Origin of the sequence: Streptomyces sp. NPDC057438 (genome assembly GCF_042802995.1) — a bacterium.
Classification (GTDB): Bacteria; Actinomycetota; Actinomycetes; order Streptomycetales; family Streptomycetaceae; genus Streptomyces.
This window is the reverse complement of record NZ_JBHVDD010000001.1, coordinates 120,718-137,282: the sequence shown is the minus strand read 5'-3', so window position 1 is coordinate 137,282 and position 16,565 is coordinate 120,718. Positions and strand designations below refer to the sequence as shown.

Genomic DNA, 16,565 nt, shown 5'->3' with positions numbered 1-16,565 from the left:
CCCGCAACAGCCCCTGTTCCGCCCCTCCCTGGAGACAGCCATGCCTTTGGCGCCCCAGCGGGCCGACGTGCCCGTGACCATCGACGAGTCGAAGTGCATCGACGGCTGCACCCTCTGCGTGGACATGTGCCCGCTGGACTCCCTGGCCATCGACGAGAGCAACGGCAAGGCGTACATGCACGTCGACGAGTGCTGGTACTGCGGCCCGTGCGCGGCCCGCTGCCCCACCGGCGCCGTCACGGTCAACATGCCCTACCTGCTCCGCTGAACGCTCCGGTGAGAGGCCCGAACTCCCATGAAGACCACCACAGCCACCACAGCAGTCACCCTGGCCACAGCCCTCCTGCTGCCCCTGACGCTGACCGCCTGCGGCAACGGCAGTGACACCGCGGCGGACGGCGGGACGGTCACCGTCACCGTCGGCTACCAGTCCAAGACCATCAACACCGTCACCGCCGGCACCCTCCTGCGCTCCCTCGGCTACTTCGAGGACGAGCTGAACGCGCTCGGCGGCAAGACCACGTACAAGGTCGACTGGCAGGACTACGCCACCGGCGCCCCCATCACCGCCCAGATGACCGCCGGGAAAATAGACATCGGCTCGATGGGCGACTTCCCGCTGCTGCTCAACGCGGCCCGCGGCAAGCAGCTCGGCAAGCCCACCCGGCTCGTCGCGGCCACCGGCTACAACCTCCGGGGCGGCCTCAACACCATCGTCACGGCCCCGGACTCGAAGCTGGGCACGCTCACGGACCTGAAGGGCAAGAAGGTCTCGACGAGCATCGGGTCTGCGGCCGACGGCACCCTCGTACGAGCGCTGCGCGACGCCGGCCTCGACCCCGACAAGGACATCGAGAAGCTCAACCAGCAGCCGGCCGTCGGCGCCTCCGCGCTCTCCGGCGGCAGCACCGACGCGCTGTCGCAGTTCGTGGCCTGGCCCGGCCTGCTCACGTACCAGGGCAAGGCGAAGGCCCTGTACGACGGGGCCCAGCTGGATCTGCCGACCTTCCACGGCGTGACCGCCCGCGAGGACTTCGCGCAGCAGCGGCCGGCCGTCCTGGAAGCCTTCCTCAAGGCCCAGGCCAAGGCCACGGACTACCTCCACGAGCACCCCGTCGAGGCCGCCGAGAAGGTCGCCGACGCCACCGGCCTGCCCGCCGAGGTCGTCTACCTCTACAACGGCGCCCACGGCATCGCGACCTTCGACCCCGCGCTGAAGCCCGCTCTGATCGCCGCCCTGAAGAAGGACGTACCGATCCTCAAGGCCGCGAAGCTGACGGGCGACGTGGACGTGGACTCCTTCGTCGACGACCGTTACGTGCGCAAGGCGCTCGGCGCCTCGTACGAGAAGCAGCTCGCGGCGGAACCCGCCCCGGCCGCGAGCGAGGTCTGGCCGAAGAACGCCGAGGAGACCACGTCGTTCAAGACACCCGCCGACCTCCTCGCCTACGTCGCCGGGCACAAGGACGGCATCCGCGCCGCGTACGTCCCGGACGCCACCACCGGCACCCAGTGGTTCGCCGACAAGGCGGTGTGGGTGGCCGACGGCGACCGGCTGCTGCCCTTCGTCGCCCCCGCCACGGCGAAGGCGTACGTCGCCGGACACGACGGCGCCGAGGTCATCACCTACGCCGCCGCGCTGAAGCGGGCGTCGTGAGCCGCCCCGCGAAAGCGGGCGCCCGGCGTCTGCGGAGCCCCGGCCCCCGCCCCGTCGCCCGCCACGCCCTGCGCGCCCTGTCCCTGGTCGGGGCCCTCGCCCTGTGGCAGCTGCTGACCAGCCTGGACGTCGACGTGTGGCTGCGCTTCTCGCAGTTCCCCACCGTCACGGACGTGGCGCACGCCTTCGCGGACCGGGTGACCGGGCCGGACTACTGGACCGACCTGACCGACAGCCTCACCCGCATCCTCACCGGCTTCCTGCTGGCGGCGGTGCTGGGGGTGGCGGCGGGCATCCTCGTCGCCCGGTCCCGCCTCGCCGCGGACCTGCTCGGGCCGGTCCTGGAGGTGATCCGCCCGATCCCCGCGATCGCCCTCGTCCCGGTGGCGATCCTGCTGTTCCCCTCCAACGAGCAGGGCATCGTCTTCATCACCTTCACCGCCGCCTTCTTCCCGGTCCTGGTCTCCACCCGGCACGCCGTACGCGCCCTGACGCCGGTGTGGGAGGAGGCGGTCCGCACGATGGGCGGCGGCCGGTGGCGGATCCTCGCCTCGGTCGTCCTGCCGGGCGCGCTGCCGGGCATCTTCGGCGGCCTGTCGGTCGGTATCGGGGTGTCGTGGATCTGTGTGATCTCCGCCGAGATGATCTCCGGGCAGTACGGCGTCGGCTACCGCACCTGGCAGGACTACACGGTCGTCGACTACCCCGGTGTCTTCGTCGGCATGGCCACGATCGGGGTGCTGGGCTGGCTGACGTCCACCGCCGTGGAACTGGTCGGCCGCCGCCTGACCCACTGGCTGCCCCGGACGTCCACCGCCCCCGCCACCCGCCCCCGGGGACCGCGCCCGACCGACCGGCCCACCACCGCCCCGCGGACCGCCGTACCGCAGGCCACCGCCCCCGCCGCGGCCGACCTCGAGGAGGCACGTGATGAGCACCTCGTCTGAGACCCCGGCCCAGGTCCGTCCGCGCACACCGGCGACGGACGCCGGGGAGAGCACGCGGACACCGGCACCGGACGCCGGGGAGAGCACGGCGACACCGGCACCGGCCGGTGAGGAGCGGCGGGCGGTGGGGGCCGTCGGGCGCGGCACCCGCCTCGCCCTGAACCGCGCCGACCTCGGCCGGCCCGACGCCGTCGCCCTGACGGACGTGGGCCTGGACATCGCCCCCGGCGAGATCCTCACCGTCGTCGGCCCGTCCGGCTGCGGCAAGTCGACCCTCCTGCGCACCCTGGCGGGCCTGCTGCCGCCGCTCGCCGGAGAGATCACCCACGACGGGGCCCCGCTGACCGGGCCCTCCGCCGAGCGCGCCCTCGTCTTCCAGGAGGACGCCCTCCTGCCCTGGCGCACGCTGCGCGCCAACGTCGAACTCCCGCTCGCCATCCGGGGCCTGCCTCGCGCCGAACGCCGTAGCCAGGCGGAGCAGTGGCTGTCCCGGGTCGGGCTCGCCGAGTACACCCGGCAGCTCCCGCACCGCGTCTCCGGCGGACAACGCCAGCGCGCACAGCTGGCCCGCGCGCTCGCCGGGCGCCCCCGCGCCGTCCTCATGGACGAGCCGTTCGGCGCGCTCGACGCCCAGACCCGCGCCGGGATGCAGGACCTGCTGGTGGAGGTGTTGCGGGGCACGGGCGCCACGGTCGTCTTCGTCACCCACGACGTGGACGAGGCCCTGTTCCTCGGCGACCGCGTCGCCCTCCTCGGCTCCGGCCGGCTGACCGCCGTACGGGACGTGCCGCGCCCCCGCGACCGCACAGCCCACGACGACCCGGCGCGCGCGGCCCTGCGCCGCGACGTCCTGACCTCGCTCGGCGACTGAGCGATCGCGTACCGGAGCGTCCGAGCAAGCGAGCACCCGAGCAAGCGAGCACCCGAGCACCCGAGCACCCGAGCACCCGAGCACCCGAGCACCCGAGCGACCAGACACCCGAAAGGCACCCCGGTGGACACGGTGGAGACCCCCCTCACGATCCCGGCGCTCGCCGACGCCGAGGAGCTGACCTGCGATGTCCTCGTCATCGGCGGCGGCACCGCCGGCACCATGGCGGCCCTGACCGCCGCCGAGCACGGCGCGGACGTCCTGCTCCTGGAGAAGGCGCACGTACGCCACTCCGGCGCCCTCGCCATGGGCATGGACGGCGTCAACAACGCCGTCATCCCGGGCCGCGCCGAGCCGGACGACTACGTCGCCGAGATCACCCGCGCCAACGACGGCATCGTCGACCAGTCCACGGTCCGCCAGACCGCCACCCGCGGCTTCGACATGGTCCGCCGGCTGGAGTCGTACGGGGTGAAGTTCGAGAAGGACGAGCACAACGAGTACGCGGTCCGCCAGGTCCACCGCTCCGGCTCGTACGTGCTGCCGATGCCGGAGGGCAAGGACGTCAAGAAGGTCCTGTACCGGCAGCTGCGGCGCCGGGAGATGCGGGAGAGGATCCGCATCGAGAACCGGGTGATGCCGGTGCGCGTGCTGACGGCCGGCGAGGGCGAGGACCGGCGGGCGGTGGGGGCCGTCGGATTCCACACCCGTACCGGCGCGTTCGTCACCGTGCGCGCCGGAGCCGTGATCCTCGCGACCGGCGCCTGCGGCCGCCTCGGACTGCCCGCCTCCGGCTACCTCTACGGCACCTACGAGAACCCCACCAACGCGGGCGACGGCTACGCCATGGCGTACCACGCGGGCGCCGAACTCACCGGCATCGAGTGCTTCCAGATCAACCCGCTGATCAAGGACTACAACGGGCCCGCCTGCGCCTACGTCGCCAACCCCTTCGGCGGCTACCAGGTCAACCGGCACGGCGAACGCTTCGTCGACTCCGACTACTGGTCCGGCCAGATGATGGCCGAGTTCGCCGCCGAGATCGCCTCCGACCGTGCCCCCGTCTACCTGAAGCTGAGCCACCTCCCCGAGGAGTCCGTCTCCGCCCTGGAGTCGATCCTGCACACGACGGAACGCCCCACGCGCGGGACCTTCCACGCCGGCCGCGGCCACGACTACCGCACCCACGACATCGAGATGCACATCTCGGAGATCGGCCTGTGCGGCGGCCACTCCGCCTCGGGCGTACGCGTGGACGACCAGGCCCGCACGACCGTCCCCCGCCTGTACGCCGCCGGTGACCTCGCCTGCGTGCCGCACAACTACATGATCGGCGCCTTCGTCTTCGGCGACCTGGCGGGCGCGGACGCCTCCCGGTACAGCCCGTACGAGGGCGAGCTGCCCGCCGACCAGCTCCGCGAGGCGCACGACCTGATCTACCGTCCGCTGCGCAACCCGGACGGTCCGCCGCAGCCCCAGGTCGAGTACAAGCTCCGCCGCTTCGTCAACGACTACGTGGCGCCCCCGAAGTCCGGCTCCCGGCTCTCGCTCGCCCTCAACGCGTTCGAGCGCATGCGCGACGACATCGCGGAGATGGGCGCCCGCACCCCGCACGAGCTGATGCGCTGCGCCGAGGTCTCCTTCATCCGCGACTGCGCCGAGATGGCCGCCCGTGCCTCCCTCGCCCGCACCGAGTCCCGCTGGGGCCTCTACCACGACCGTCTCGACCATCCCCACCGCGACGACACCTCCTGGTTCCACCACCTCGACCTCCGCAAGTCCCCGTGCGGGGCGATGGAGTTCACCGCCCGCCCCGTCGCCCCCTACCTCGTCCCCGTCGAGGAGTTCACCCCGGTCGGCGGCCCGTCCCGCCACCTCGGCGAGGTCCACGCGGAGAACGTGGCGACGGCGGGGTCCCGGGAGGCGGCGCCGGTGGCCGCGGGGGCCGCCGGTGCCGCGGGGGCGGTTCCGGAGGAAGGGGCGGGCCCCGAGCCGGAGATCGAGGCCACCCCCCCGACCTCCTCCACCCGCCTCCTCGAACTGGTCGCCCTCGCCGAGGAGCAGCCCGAACTCGCCGCTCTCCAGCCCTATCTGGCCGACCCGGCGCCCGCCGTCCGCCGGGAAGCGGTCGCCGTCCTCACCGAGACGCTTCCGCCCGGCACCGGCTCCGCCCTCGCCGAGGCGCTGCGCGACTCCGCCGCCGAGGTCCGCGCCGCCGCCGCGGCCTCGCTCCGCGAACTCGTCGAGATGCTCCCGCCCGAGCCCGCCCTGCGCGACGGCCTCGCCGCCGCGCTGACCGAACCCGACCCGGCCGTCCGCGCCGCCGCCCTGGACGTGCTGCGTGCCCTGAACCTCGGCGACACCGCCCTGTACGCCACCTCCCTGGCCGACTCCGACATCTCCGTCCGCATCGAGGCCGTACGCGCCCTCGTCTCGGTCGACGCCGCCGCCGAGCTGGCCGGGGCCGCGACCACCGACCCGTCCCGCGAGGTCCGCGTCACGATCGCCAAGGCCCTGGCCACGGTCACGGCGGACTCCTCACGCCCCCTGCCCCCGGCCGTCCTCCCCGCCCTGACGGCTCTGACCGACGACCCCGACCCCCTGGTCCGCGCCGCCGCCTACGCCGCCCTGGGCGCCGTCGGCTGCCCCGCTCCGCTCGCCGCCCGCGCCGTGACCGCCCTCACCGACGCCGCCTGGCAGGTCCGCGCCGGCGCCGCCACGGCCCTGTCCACCGCGCCCTCCCCCGTGGCCGTACCGGCCCTGACCGCCGCCCTCACCGACCCCAACGCCGACGTCCGCAAAGCCACGGTCCTCTCCCTCACCCGCCACACCACCACCGAGGAGGCCCGCACAGCCCTCACCACCGCCACGAAGGACACCGACGCCGACGTCAGGGCTTACGCGTCCCGCGCGCTCTGACTTCACGCAGAGTTCCATTCGCGCTACGCGTTGTGTTGCATCCGAGGAGAGTCAACTACGCGCCCCGTCAACATGGTTGACGGGGCGTAAGACGCGGTCGGCCCAGCGGCGGCCAGAAACGCAGGACACCTCCCCTTATTGATTAGTCGATAATCAATTCTCCAGGTGACACCCGGCCGGCGGGCACTGGACTTTCACACGGGCAATACACGCGCACGCAACGACCGGCATGCCCGATATTCACCACGGAGCCATGAGGAACGCCCCGCATCACCACACCACCGGAGCCTGCAAGAATGATTAAGCGACGCAGTTTTGCGCGCTTTATTGCACGCTTTCCCGTTAGTTGAAAACTTGATGGCCCGCCTTGGCGCGCGGGCCCACCAGGGATTGTCCGGTCAAACAGCGCCCCAGAGGCGCTCCCTGCTCACTTTTCTCGCGCCCGTACGAAAGATGAACGCCGTCAAGTGGTCCCACAAAAGGGGCACAGAGCGAATATGTCTACGAAACGGCCATCGGTACGGCACGTCTCGTCTCCACTCTCAGAGACGGGACATCAGGCCCTCGAACCCCTCGCTGGAGGGAGATGTGGACGGCACCTCCCTTGCCAGAGTTACCTTTTCGCAGCTCATGGTGTTTACTGGCAGCAGGTCTGAGCCTTGGTGGGTCCAGGCCCTTTCATTGGAGGCCTCGGGGGTGGTTCCCCGGGGCCTCCGTGCTTTTGCAGCCCCCTCCCCACACCTCGCCCCACCGGTGCACGACGCAATTATCCTCACCCCCGCACCGGACTTTCCGAAGGCGCACGGTCAACTTGGCGTAAAGCGAAGAACACTGACCGTGACAGCAGTCGGTTGCGCGAACTCGGCGCAAACCCCCACCGTGAGGGTTTCACTTTCCCCTCGGGCGGGATACCAAGAGCGGTGCCGAATTCCGTACTCCCGCGCATGTGCGACTGGCGATTTCCTCTCACAGAGAGGTAGCGTTGTCGACCTGACGTCTTCGTGTCGCTACCGGACCTAAACCAGTCGGTGATCACGCGATGGAGAGGGCGCTGGACCCACCAACCCGGGTGCGTCTGTCATCGGCAGGCGCACCCGGACCTCCTTCGTCTCCCCCCGGGAAGGATTCAGACCCTGATGCAGACCGCCGTCCCCGATGGCGTCGGCACACCGCGCAGGCCCATGCCCATGGGCGTCGGCATCCGCCGGCTGACGGACCGTCACCGTCACGCGCTGTCGCCCACGCACTCCTCCGTACCGTCCGGCACCACGTCCGGGACGGAGGATTGACGTGCCTCCCAAGGTCGACACATTCCGCACCGTCGACGTCCTCAACGGCCGCCAGAGGATGCCCGACGGCAGCTTCCTGAACCTCCTCCCCTCCGACATCTGGCCACTGTTCGTGCGGGCCTGGGGCCTGGACGCACGTGTCCACGAACGGGGGGAGGAGCTGTCCCTCGGACCGGGCGACCAGCATGTGTACATCGTCCTCGGCGGCTGCGTCCTCCAGGAACGCCGCCCGCTCGGCACGCGGATCGCCCGATTCCGTGGCGTGGGCCAGTTCCTGGGCGAGGCCAAGCTCATCGAACCCGAAGCCTCGGTCGACACCGTCTGCCTCACCACGACCTGGGTCATGCCCTGCCCCGTACCGCGCATGAACGTCCTGCTGCATCAACAGCCCGACGCCCAACTCGCCCTGCTGCGCAGCCTGGAGCACCGTAACCGCAGCGACGAGATGATCTACGGCACCGCCACCCGTACGCCGCTGCAACGCGTCGGGGGCCTGCTGCTGCACCTCGCCGCCGTCGCCGGTACCAGGAGCGGCGTCGAACCAGGCCACCACACCATTCTCGGACCGACCCAACGGGACATCGCCGACGCCCTGCTGATGGGGATGTCCACCGTGGAGAACGTCCTCCGTCTCCTCCGCGACACCCACCGCGTGATCACCAGCAAGTACCGGCAGTTCGTGGTGACCGACCTCTCCGCACTGCGCGACCTCGTCTCGACCGCCTAGGCGTACCCGCGCTCCACCGCGCGCCCATCGGCTCCCGCCCCACCCACGACAGATTCCTGCGGCGTCGCAGGGACCCATGAGGGTCACGTGCGCCCGCGCCCGAACGGATCGGACCACGATGACCCTCAGCTCGACCGCCCTGGCGATCGGAACCAGTGCGGGCTCCCTCCTGGTGGCAGCCCTGGTCGGGGCACTCACGCTCACCATCGGCTACCTCGGAGTCCGCCACCACGCGCTGGTCTTCGCGTGGATGAAGCGGACCCGGGACCACGACGAGACCGCCAAGGACCTCGACGACGCCCTCAGCTACGTCAAGGAGACCTTCGAGGCGCTGTGCGACCTCGCCCAGAAGCCCTGCCAGGCCGCCGACCTCGCGCCGCTGAAACGGCTGCGGCACCTCCTCAGGGCCTCGGCCGACCAACTGGACGTCCTCCGCCCCGAACTCCACGCCGTCGTCGAGCACATCGACCTCTACGTCGCCACCGCTCTCCCCGAACCGACCGTCATGGCACGCGTGCCGTACCCGCAACATCTCAGCCAGTTGGAGCACGCCATGCGGCAGGAGCACGCCCGCATCGAACTCGAACGTGCCGTGAACAAGGCACAGCAGCGCATCCGGTCGCTGCGGCGCACCTGACGGACGGCCCGGCGGCGCAACGGCGGGGTGGCTCCGCGGCGCGGGGGGGCACCCCCGTCCCGGAGCGTCAGGCCCAGGCGTCCGGTTCGGGCTCCGGCTCGTCGTCGGGCCAGTCCACGCCACCGCCCGTGTCCGTGTCCGCGTCCGCGTCCGCGTGCCCGGCGTCCACCCCGTGCGCCGGGCCCCTCGCCCCTTCGGGAGCGGGGGCCGCACCGGCCGCACCGCCCGCCGAACCCAGCACCGCCAGCACCCCCTCCCCGTACGTGGCCAGCTTCTTCTCGCCGATTCCACTGATCGTGCCGAGGTCGGCGACGGACGTGGGGGCCCTGGCCGCGATCTCGCGGAGGGTGGCGTCGTGGAAGATGACGTACGCCGGGACACCCTGTTCGCGGGCCTGGTCGGCGCGCCAGGCGCGCAGGGCCTCGAAGACGGGGAGCAGCTCGTCGGGGAGTTCGACCGCCGCCTTCGGCTTGCGGTCGCCCCGGCCGGAACCGGAGGAACCCGAGCCGGAGGAACCCGACCGCGTGGTCACCGGCTTCTTCGGCTCCTTGCGCAGCGGCACGTCCCGTTCCCGCCGCAGCACCGCCCCGCTCTCCTCGGTGAGCACGAGCGTGCCGTACTCGCCCTCGACCGCGAGGATCCCCTCCGCGAGCAGCTGCCGGACGACGCCCCGCCATTCGCCCTCGGACAGTTCCTCGCCGATGCCGAAGACGGAGAGCTGGTCGTGGTCGAACTGGATGACCTTCGCGGTCCGCCGCCCCAGCAGGATGTCGACGATCTGCACGGCGCCGAACTTCTGCCCGCGCTCCCGCTGCAGCCGCACCACCGTGGAGAGCACCTTCTGCGCGGCGACCGTGCCGTCCCAGGTCTCCGGCGGTACGAGGCAGGTGTCACAGTTGCCGCAGCCCTCGGCCTGCGGTTCCTGGCCGAAGTACTGCAGCAGCTGGCCCCGGCGGCACTGGGCGGTCTCGCAGAGCCCCAGCATCGCGTCGAGATGACTGGCGGCCCGGCGGCGGAACGCCTCATCGCCCTCGCTGCCCTGGATCATCTTCCGCTGCTGTATGACGTCGTTGAGGCCGTACGCCATCCATGCCGTGGACGGCAGTCCGTCGCGGCCGGCGCGGCCGGTCTCCTGGTAGTAGCCCTCCACCGACTTCGGCAGGTCCAGGTGGGCGACGAACCGGACGTCGGGCTTGTCGATGCCCATGCCGAAGGCGATCGTGGCGACGACCACGAGCCCTTCCTCGCGCAGGAACCGCGACTGGTGGGCGGCGCGGGTGCCGGCGTCGAGTCCGGCGTGGTACGGCACCGCCTCCACGCCGTTCTTGCTCAGGAACTCCGCCGTGCGCTCCACCGAGTTCCTGGACAGGCAGTAGACGATGCCCGCGTCGCCCGGGTGTTCCTGGCGCAGGAAGGACAGGAGCTGCTTCTTCGGGTCGGCCTTGGGCACGATCCGGTACTGGATGTTGGGCCGGTCGAAGCTGGCCTCGAAGTGGCGGGCCCGGGGCATGGCCAGCCGCTCGGTGATCTCCCGGTGCGTCGCGCGGGTCGCGGTGGCGGTGAGCGCGATGCGCGGCACGTCCGGCCAGCGCTCTCCGAGCAGGGAGAGGGACAGGTAGTCGGGGCGGAAGTCGTGGCCCCACTGGGAGACGCAGTGCGCCTCGTCGATCGCGAACACCGCGACCTTGCCGCGCCCCAGCAGGTCGAGGGTGGCGTCGAGCCGCAGCCGCTCGGGAGCGAGATACAGCAGGTCCAGCTCCCCCGCGAGGAACTCCGCCTCCACCAGGCGCCGCTCGTCGAAGTCCTGCGTGGAGTTGACGAACCCGGCGCGGACGCCGAGCGCCCGCAGTGCGTCCACCTGGTCCTGCATCAGCGCGATCAGCGGGGAGACCACGATGCCCGTACCGGGTCTGACCAGGGACGGAATCTGGTAGCAGAGGGACTTGCCGCCGCCGGTCGGCATGAGCACGACGGCGTCGCCGCCCGCGATCACATGCTCGATGACCGCCGCCTGCTCGCCCCGGAAGGCGTCGTACCCGAAGACCCGGTGGAGTACGGCCAGCGCCTCGCTGTCCGTCTCGGTGGTCCTGCCTTCGTCCGCCATCACACTCGTTCCGCCCGTCCCGATCATCGCCCGTCCCCCGCGCCCTTGCGTCCCGCGCCCTGTGCCCTTGCGTCCCTGCGTCCTCGCGGCCCACGCCCTCGCGTACCGCGCCTGCGCGCTCGGGCCGTCCGTGCTTCCTCCAGCCCCTGCCACCATAGGCGCCCGCACCGACAGCCTCAGAGTTATCCACAGGCTCCACCCGTGCGGGGCGGTTTCCGGCCCGGTACGGACGGCGGGACCCGGCCCCTGAAGGAGCCGGGTCCCGCCGTGTCCGAACACCCCGAGCGGAGCGCTACCGCACGAACACCCCTGCCTGTCCCGCGAGGTCCAGGAAGTACTGCGGGGCGATGCCGAGCACCAGTGTGACGGCGACACCGACCGCGATCGCGGTCATGGTCAGCGGCGACGGCACGGCGACGGTCGGCCCCTCCGGGCGCGGCTCGCTGAAGAACATGAGCACGATGACGCGGATGTAGAAGAACGCGGCGATGGCCGAGGAGATCACACCGACCACGACGATCGCACCCGCGCCGCCCTCCGCCGCCGCCTTGAACACGGCGAACTTGCCCGCGAACCCGGAGGTCAGCGGAATGCCCGCGAAGGCCAGCAGGAAGACCGCGAACACGGCCGCCACCAGGGGCGATCTGCGGCCGAGCCCGGCCCATTTGGACAGGTGGGTGGCCTCGCCGCCCGCGTCCCGCACCAGGGTCACCACGGCGAAGGCACCGATCGTGACGAACGAGTAGGCGCCCAGGTAGAACAGCACGGACGAGACGCCGTCGGGCGAGGCCGCGATGACACCGGCGAGGATGAACCCGGCGTGGGCGATCGACGAGTAGGCGAGCAGTCGCTTGATGTCGGTCTGGGTGATGGCGACGATCGCGCCGCCCAGCATGGTGACGACGGCGACGGCCCACATGACCGGCCGCCAGTCCCAGCGCAGGCCGGGCAGGACGACGTACAGGAGCCGGAGCAGCGCGCCGAAGGCGGCCACCTTGGTCGCCGCGGCCATGAAGCCGGTGACCGGGGTGGGCGCGCCCTGGTAGACGTCGGGCGTCCACATGTGGAACGGCACCGCGCCGACCTTGAACAGCAGACCCATGACGATCATGGCGGCGCCGATGAGCAGCAGCGCGTCGTTGCCCATGGTGTCGGCGAGGGCGGGGTTGATGTCCCCGATGGTGCCGTCGACGACCTGGGCGATGGTGGCGTACTTCACCGAGCCGGCGTAGCCGTACAGCAGGGCGATGCCGAAGACGGTGAAGGCGGAGGCGAAGGCGCCGAGCAGGAAGTACTTGACCGCGGCCTCCTGCGACATGAGCCGCTTGCGGCGGGCCACGGCGCACAGCAGGTACAGCGGGAGGGAGAAGACCTCCAGGGCGATGAAGAGGGTCAGCAGGTCGTTGGCCGCCGGGAAGATCAGCATGCCGCCGATCGCGAACAGCAGCAGCGGGAAGACCTCGGTGGTGGTGAACCCGGCCTTGACGGCCGCCTTCTCGCTGTCGCTGCCGGGCACGGAGGCGGCCTGCGCGGCGAAGGAGTCGACCTTGTTGCCGTGCGTCTCGGGGTCGAGGCGCCGTTCGGCGAAGGTGAAGACGCCGAGGATGCCGGCCAGGAGGATCGTGCCCTGCAGGAACAGGGCCGGTCCGTCGACCGCGATGGCGCCCATCGCGGCGATGCCGGCCTTGGTGGTGCCGTAGCCGCGGGCCGCGAGGGCGACGACCGCGGCGAAGGACGCGGCGAGGGCGACGACGGAGAGGAACACCTGCGCGTAGTAGCGGGACTTGCGGGGGACGAAGGCCTCGATCAGCACCCCGAGGATCGCCGCTCCGATGACGATCAGGGTGGGCGACAGCTGCCCGTATTCGATCTTCGGCGCGTCGATCTTCGTGATCGGGTCGGCCGCGGTTGTCCACAGGCTGTGGACGGCTGATGCGCTCACTTGGCCGCCTCCACCTCGGGCTGGGGGTCCTTCTTCTGGACGTCGGACATGGTGTGCTCCACCGCCGGGTTGACGATATCCGTGAGCGGCTTCGGGTAGACGCCGAGGACGAGCAGCAGGACGATCAGCGGGGTGACCACCACGAGCTCCCGTGCCCGCAGATCGGGCATCCCCTCGACCTCTGCCTTCACCGGGCCGGTCATCGTCCGCTGGTAGAGAACGAGGACGTAGAGCGCGGCGAGGACGATGCCGACGGTGGCGATGATCCCGATCACCGGGTAGCGCGCGAAGGTGCCGACCAGGACCAGGAACTCGCTGACGAACGGGGCGAGTCCGGGCAGCGACAGGGTCGCGAGACCGCCGATCAGGAAGGTGCCGGCGAGCACCGGCGCGACCTTCTGCACGCCGCCGTAGTCGGCGATGAGCCGGGACCCGCGCCGGGAGATCAGGAAGCCCGCCACCAGCATGAGCGCGGCGGTCGAGATGCCGTGGTTGACCATGTAGAGCGTGGCGCCGGACTGCCCCTGGCTGGTCATCGCGAAGATGCCCAGGATGATGAACCCGAAGTGGGAGATCGACGCGTACGCCACCAGCCGCTTGATGTCGCGCTGGCCGACCGCGAGCAGCGCCCCGTAGATGATGCTGATCAGCGCCAGGACGAGGATCGCGGGCGTCGCCCACTCGCTGGCCTCGGGAAACAGTCCGAGGCAGAAGCGGAGCATCGCGAAGGTGCCGACCTTGTCGACGACCGCCGTGATGAGGACGGCGACCGGGGCGGTGGACTCCTGCATGGCGTTGGGCAGCCAGGTGTGCAGCGGCCACAGCGGGGCCTTCACCGCGAAGGCGAAGAAGAAGCCGAGGAACAGCCACCGTTCGGTGCTGGTGGCCATCTCCAGCGTGCCGTTGGCGCGGGCCTCGGCGATCTCCGGGAGCGAGAAGTTCCCGGCGACCACGTACAGACCGATCACCGCGGCCAGCATGATCAGGCCGCCGACCAGGTTGTAGAGGAGGAACTTCACGGCGGCGTACGAGCGTTGGGTGGCCGCCGCCGCCTCGCCGTGCTCGTGGGCACGGTCCCCGAAGCCGCCGATGAGGAAGTACATCGGGATGAGCATGGCTTCGAAGAAGATGTAGAAGAGGAAGACGTCGGTGGCCTCGAAGGAGATGATCACCATCGCCTCGACGGCCAGGACGAGAGCGAAGTAGCCCTGTGTGGGCCGCCACCGCTTGCTGCCCGTCTCCACGGGGTCGGCGTCGTGCCAGCCCGCGAGGATGATGAACGGGATCAGCAGGGCGGTGAGCGCGATCAGCGCCACCGCGATGCCGTCCACGCCCAGTTCGTACCGCACCCCGAAGTCCGCGATCCAGGCGTGGGACTCGGTGAGCTGGTAGCGGTCGCCGTCCGGGTCGAAGCGGAACGCGATGATCGCGGCGAGCACGAGCGTGGCCAGTGAGACGGTCAGCGCCAGCAGTTTCGCGGCGTTGCGCCGTTGGGCCGGTACGGCGGCCGTGGCGATCGCCCCGAGGGCCGGGAGCGCCGCCGTCGCTGTCAGCAGAGGAAAGGACATCGGTATCAGACCGCCCTCATCAGCAGGGTCGCGGCGATGAGGATCGCAGCACCGCCGAACATCGAGACCGCGTACGACCGGGCATAGCCGTTCTGGATCCGGCGCAGCCGCCCGGAGAGGCCGCCCATCGAGGCCGCCGTGCCGTTGACGACACCGTCGACCAGGGTGTGGTCGACGTAGACGAGGGAGCGCGTGAGGTGCTCCCCGCCCCGGACGAGGACGACGTGGTTGAAGTCGTCCTGGAGGAGGTCGCGCCGGGCGGCCCGGGTGAGCAGCGATCCGCGCGGGGCGACGACGGGGACGGGCTTGCGCCCGTACTGGAGCCAGGCCAGGCCGACGCCGATGACCATCACGGCGACCGTGGCCGTGGTGACCGCTGCGGCGCCGATCGGCGGGTTTCCGTGCTTGTGGCCGGTGACGGGCTCCAGCCAGTGGAGGAACCGGTCGCCGATGCTGAAGTACGCGCCGCCGAAGACCGATCCGACGGCCAGGACGATCATGGGGATCGTCATGACCCTGGGCGACTCGTGCGGGTGCGGCTCGTGGCCGTGCTCGTCGGGCTGCCAGCGCTTCTCGCCGAAGAAGGTCATCAGCATCACGCGCGTCATGTAGAACGCGGTGATGGCCGCGCCGAGCAGGGCCACGCCGCCGAGGATCCAGCCCTCGGTGCCGCCCTTGGCGAACGCCGCCTCGATGATCTTGTCCTTGGAGAAGAAGCCGGACAGGCCGGGGAAGCCGATGATCGCGAGATAGCCGAGGCCGAATGTGATGAACGTGATCGGCATGTACGTGCGGAGGCCGCCGTACTTGCGCATGTCGACCTCGTCGTTCATGCCGTGCATGACCGAGCCGGCACCGAGGAAGAGCCCGGCCTTGAAGAAGCCGTGCGTCACCAGGTGCATGATCGCGAAGACGTAGCCGATGGGACCGAGGCCCGCGGCGAGCACCATGTACCCGATCTGCGACATCGTCGAGCCGGCGAGGGCCTTCTTGATGTCGTCCTTCGCGCAACCGACGATCGCACCGAAGAGGAGCGTGACCGCGCCGACGACGGTGGTGACGAGCTGCGCGTCCGGGGCGCCGTCGAAGATGTTCGCGGAGCGGACGATCAGGTAGACACCGGCGGTGACCATGGTCGCGGCGTGGATGAGGGCCGAGACCGGGGTCGGGCCCTCCATCGCGTCCCCGAGCCAGGACTGCAGCGGCACCTGGGCGGACTTGCCGCAGGCGGCCAGCAGCAGCATCAGCGCGATGGCGGTGAGGGTGCCCTCGCTCGTCTCGCCGGTGGCCGCCAGGACCGGCCCGAAGGCGAAGGTCCCGAAGGTGGTGAACATCAGCATGATGGCGATCGACAGACCCACGTCGCCGACGCGGTTGACCAGGAACGCCTTCTTCGCGGCGGTGGCGGCGCTGGGCTTGTGCTGCCAGAAGCCGATCAGCAGGTACGAGGCGAGGCCGACGCCCTCCCAGCCGACGTACAGCAGGAGGTAGTTGTCGGCGAGGACGAGCAGCAGCATCGCCGCGAGGAACAGGTTCAGATAGCCGAAGAAGCGGCGGCGGCGCTCGTCGTGCTCCATGTATCCGATGGAGTACACGTGGATGAGCGAGCCGACTCCGGTGATCAGCAGGACGAACGTCATCGACAGCTGGTCGAGCTGGAAGGCGACGTCCGCCTGGAAACCCTCGACGGGGATCCAGCTGAACAGGAACTGGCTCATCTCACGGTGTTCGGCGTCCTTGCCGAGCATGTCGGCGAAGAGGACGACGCCGAGGACGAAGGAGGCGGCGGCGAGCGCCGTGCCGATCCAGTGGCCGACGGCGTCGAGCCGCCGGCCGCCGCACAGCAGGACCGCGGCTCCGAGCAGGGGCGCCGCGATCAGCAGCGCAATCAGGTTCTCCACGAT

The 16,565-nt window shown here is 70.8% G+C and carries 12 protein-coding genes; 8 read left to right on the top strand and 4 right to left on the bottom strand.

Translation table 11 applies throughout. The features are described from left to right. The first annotated feature begins 40 nt into the window (after window positions 1-40). The 8 genes from ACFU5F_RS00655 to ACFU5F_RS00620 all read left to right on the top strand — a co-directional run bounded on the left by ACFU5F_RS00655 (window position 41) and on the right by ACFU5F_RS00620 (window position 9,047). Window positions 41-268, top strand: coding sequence for a ferredoxin family protein (locus ACFU5F_RS00655; protein WP_010986276.1), 228 nt, complete (start codon window positions 41-43; stop codon window positions 266-268). 27 nt (window positions 269-295) lie between these two features. Beyond that, on the top strand, window positions 296-1,657 hold the full coding sequence (locus ACFU5F_RS00650; protein WP_383880051.1) for an ABC transporter substrate-binding protein: 1,362 nt from the start codon (window positions 296-298) through the stop codon (window positions 1,655-1,657). Next, window positions 1,654-2,604 (top strand): ABC transporter permease, encoded by a 951-nt coding sequence (locus tag ACFU5F_RS00645; protein ID WP_383880050.1) that lies wholly within the window; start codon window positions 1,654-1,656, stop codon window positions 2,602-2,604. Before ACFU5F_RS00650 ends, ACFU5F_RS00645 begins: the two co-directional genes overlap by 4 nt. Continuing rightward, a complete protein-coding gene (locus ACFU5F_RS00640; protein ID WP_383880048.1) occupies window positions 2,588-3,475 on the top strand; it encodes an ABC transporter ATP-binding protein in 888 nt (295 codons plus the stop codon). Before ACFU5F_RS00645 ends, ACFU5F_RS00640 begins: the two co-directional genes overlap by 17 nt. Window positions 3,476-3,598: 123 nt before the next feature. Beyond that, a complete protein-coding gene (locus ACFU5F_RS00635) occupies window positions 3,599-6,394 on the top strand; it encodes a fumarate reductase/succinate dehydrogenase flavoprotein subunit (RefSeq protein WP_383880046.1) in 2,796 nt (931 codons plus the stop codon). A 1,136-nt stretch (window positions 6,395-7,530) separates the two neighbouring features. Then, window positions 7,531-7,683, top strand: coding sequence for a hypothetical protein (locus ACFU5F_RS00630; protein WP_383880044.1), 153 nt, complete (start codon window positions 7,531-7,533; stop codon window positions 7,681-7,683). Between the two features lies 1 nt (window position 7,684). Further along, a complete protein-coding gene (locus ACFU5F_RS00625) occupies window positions 7,685-8,410 on the top strand; it encodes a Crp/Fnr family transcriptional regulator (protein WP_383880042.1) in 726 nt (241 codons plus the stop codon). Between the two features lie 118 nt (window positions 8,411-8,528). Then, complete coding sequence (locus ACFU5F_RS00620) at window positions 8,529-9,047, top strand: hypothetical protein (RefSeq protein WP_383880040.1); 519 nt, start codon at window positions 8,529-8,531, stop codon at window positions 9,045-9,047. 67 nt (window positions 9,048-9,114) lie between these two features. Here the strand turns inward: ACFU5F_RS00620 and recQ are convergent, their stop codons facing one another. The 4 genes from recQ to nuoL all read right to left on the bottom strand — a co-directional run bounded on the left by recQ (window position 9,115) and on the right by nuoL (window position 16,562). Next, window positions 9,115-11,178, bottom strand: coding sequence for a DNA helicase RecQ (gene recQ, locus ACFU5F_RS00615; RefSeq protein WP_383880039.1), 2,064 nt, complete (start codon window positions 11,176-11,178; stop codon window positions 9,115-9,117). A gap of 265 nt (window positions 11,179-11,443) precedes the next feature. Next, a complete protein-coding gene (nuoN, locus tag ACFU5F_RS00610) occupies window positions 11,444-13,093 on the bottom strand; it encodes an NADH-quinone oxidoreductase subunit NuoN (protein WP_383880037.1) in 1,650 nt (549 codons plus the stop codon). After that, window positions 13,090-14,661, bottom strand: coding sequence for an NADH-quinone oxidoreductase subunit M (locus tag ACFU5F_RS00605; protein WP_383880036.1), 1,572 nt, complete (start codon window positions 14,659-14,661; stop codon window positions 13,090-13,092). Before ACFU5F_RS00605 ends, nuoN begins: the two co-directional genes overlap by 4 nt. Before the next feature lie 5 nt (window positions 14,662-14,666). Beyond that, complete coding sequence (nuoL, locus tag ACFU5F_RS00600) at window positions 14,667-16,562, bottom strand: NADH-quinone oxidoreductase subunit L (protein ID WP_383880035.1); 1,896 nt, start codon at window positions 16,560-16,562, stop codon at window positions 14,667-14,669. Between the last annotated feature and the right edge of the window lie 3 nt (window positions 16,563-16,565).

Bases quoted from the DNA above. Each gene is read 5' to 3' on its own strand.
- ACFU5F_RS00630 (WP_383880044.1), top strand. From the start codon at position 7,531: ATGCAGACCGCCGTCCCCGATGGCGTCGGCACACCGCGCAGGCCCATG.
- ACFU5F_RS00655 (WP_010986276.1), top strand. From the start codon at position 41: ATGCCTTTGGCGCCCCAGCGGGCCGACGTGCCCGTGACCATCGACGAG.
- ACFU5F_RS00650 (WP_383880051.1), top strand. From the start codon at position 296: ATGAAGACCACCACAGCCACCACAGCAGTCACCCTGGCCACAGCCCTC.
- ACFU5F_RS00605 (WP_383880036.1), bottom strand. From the start codon at position 14,661: ATGTCCTTTCCTCTGCTGACAGCGACGGCGGCGCTCCCGGCCCTCGGG.
- ACFU5F_RS00640 (WP_383880048.1), top strand. From the start codon at position 2,588: ATGAGCACCTCGTCTGAGACCCCGGCCCAGGTCCGTCCGCGCACACCG.
- recQ (WP_383880039.1), bottom strand. From the start codon at position 11,178: ATGATCGGGACGGGCGGAACGAGTGTGATGGCGGACGAAGGCAGGACC.
- ACFU5F_RS00620 (WP_383880040.1), top strand. From the start codon at position 8,529: ATGACCCTCAGCTCGACCGCCCTGGCGATCGGAACCAGTGCGGGCTCC.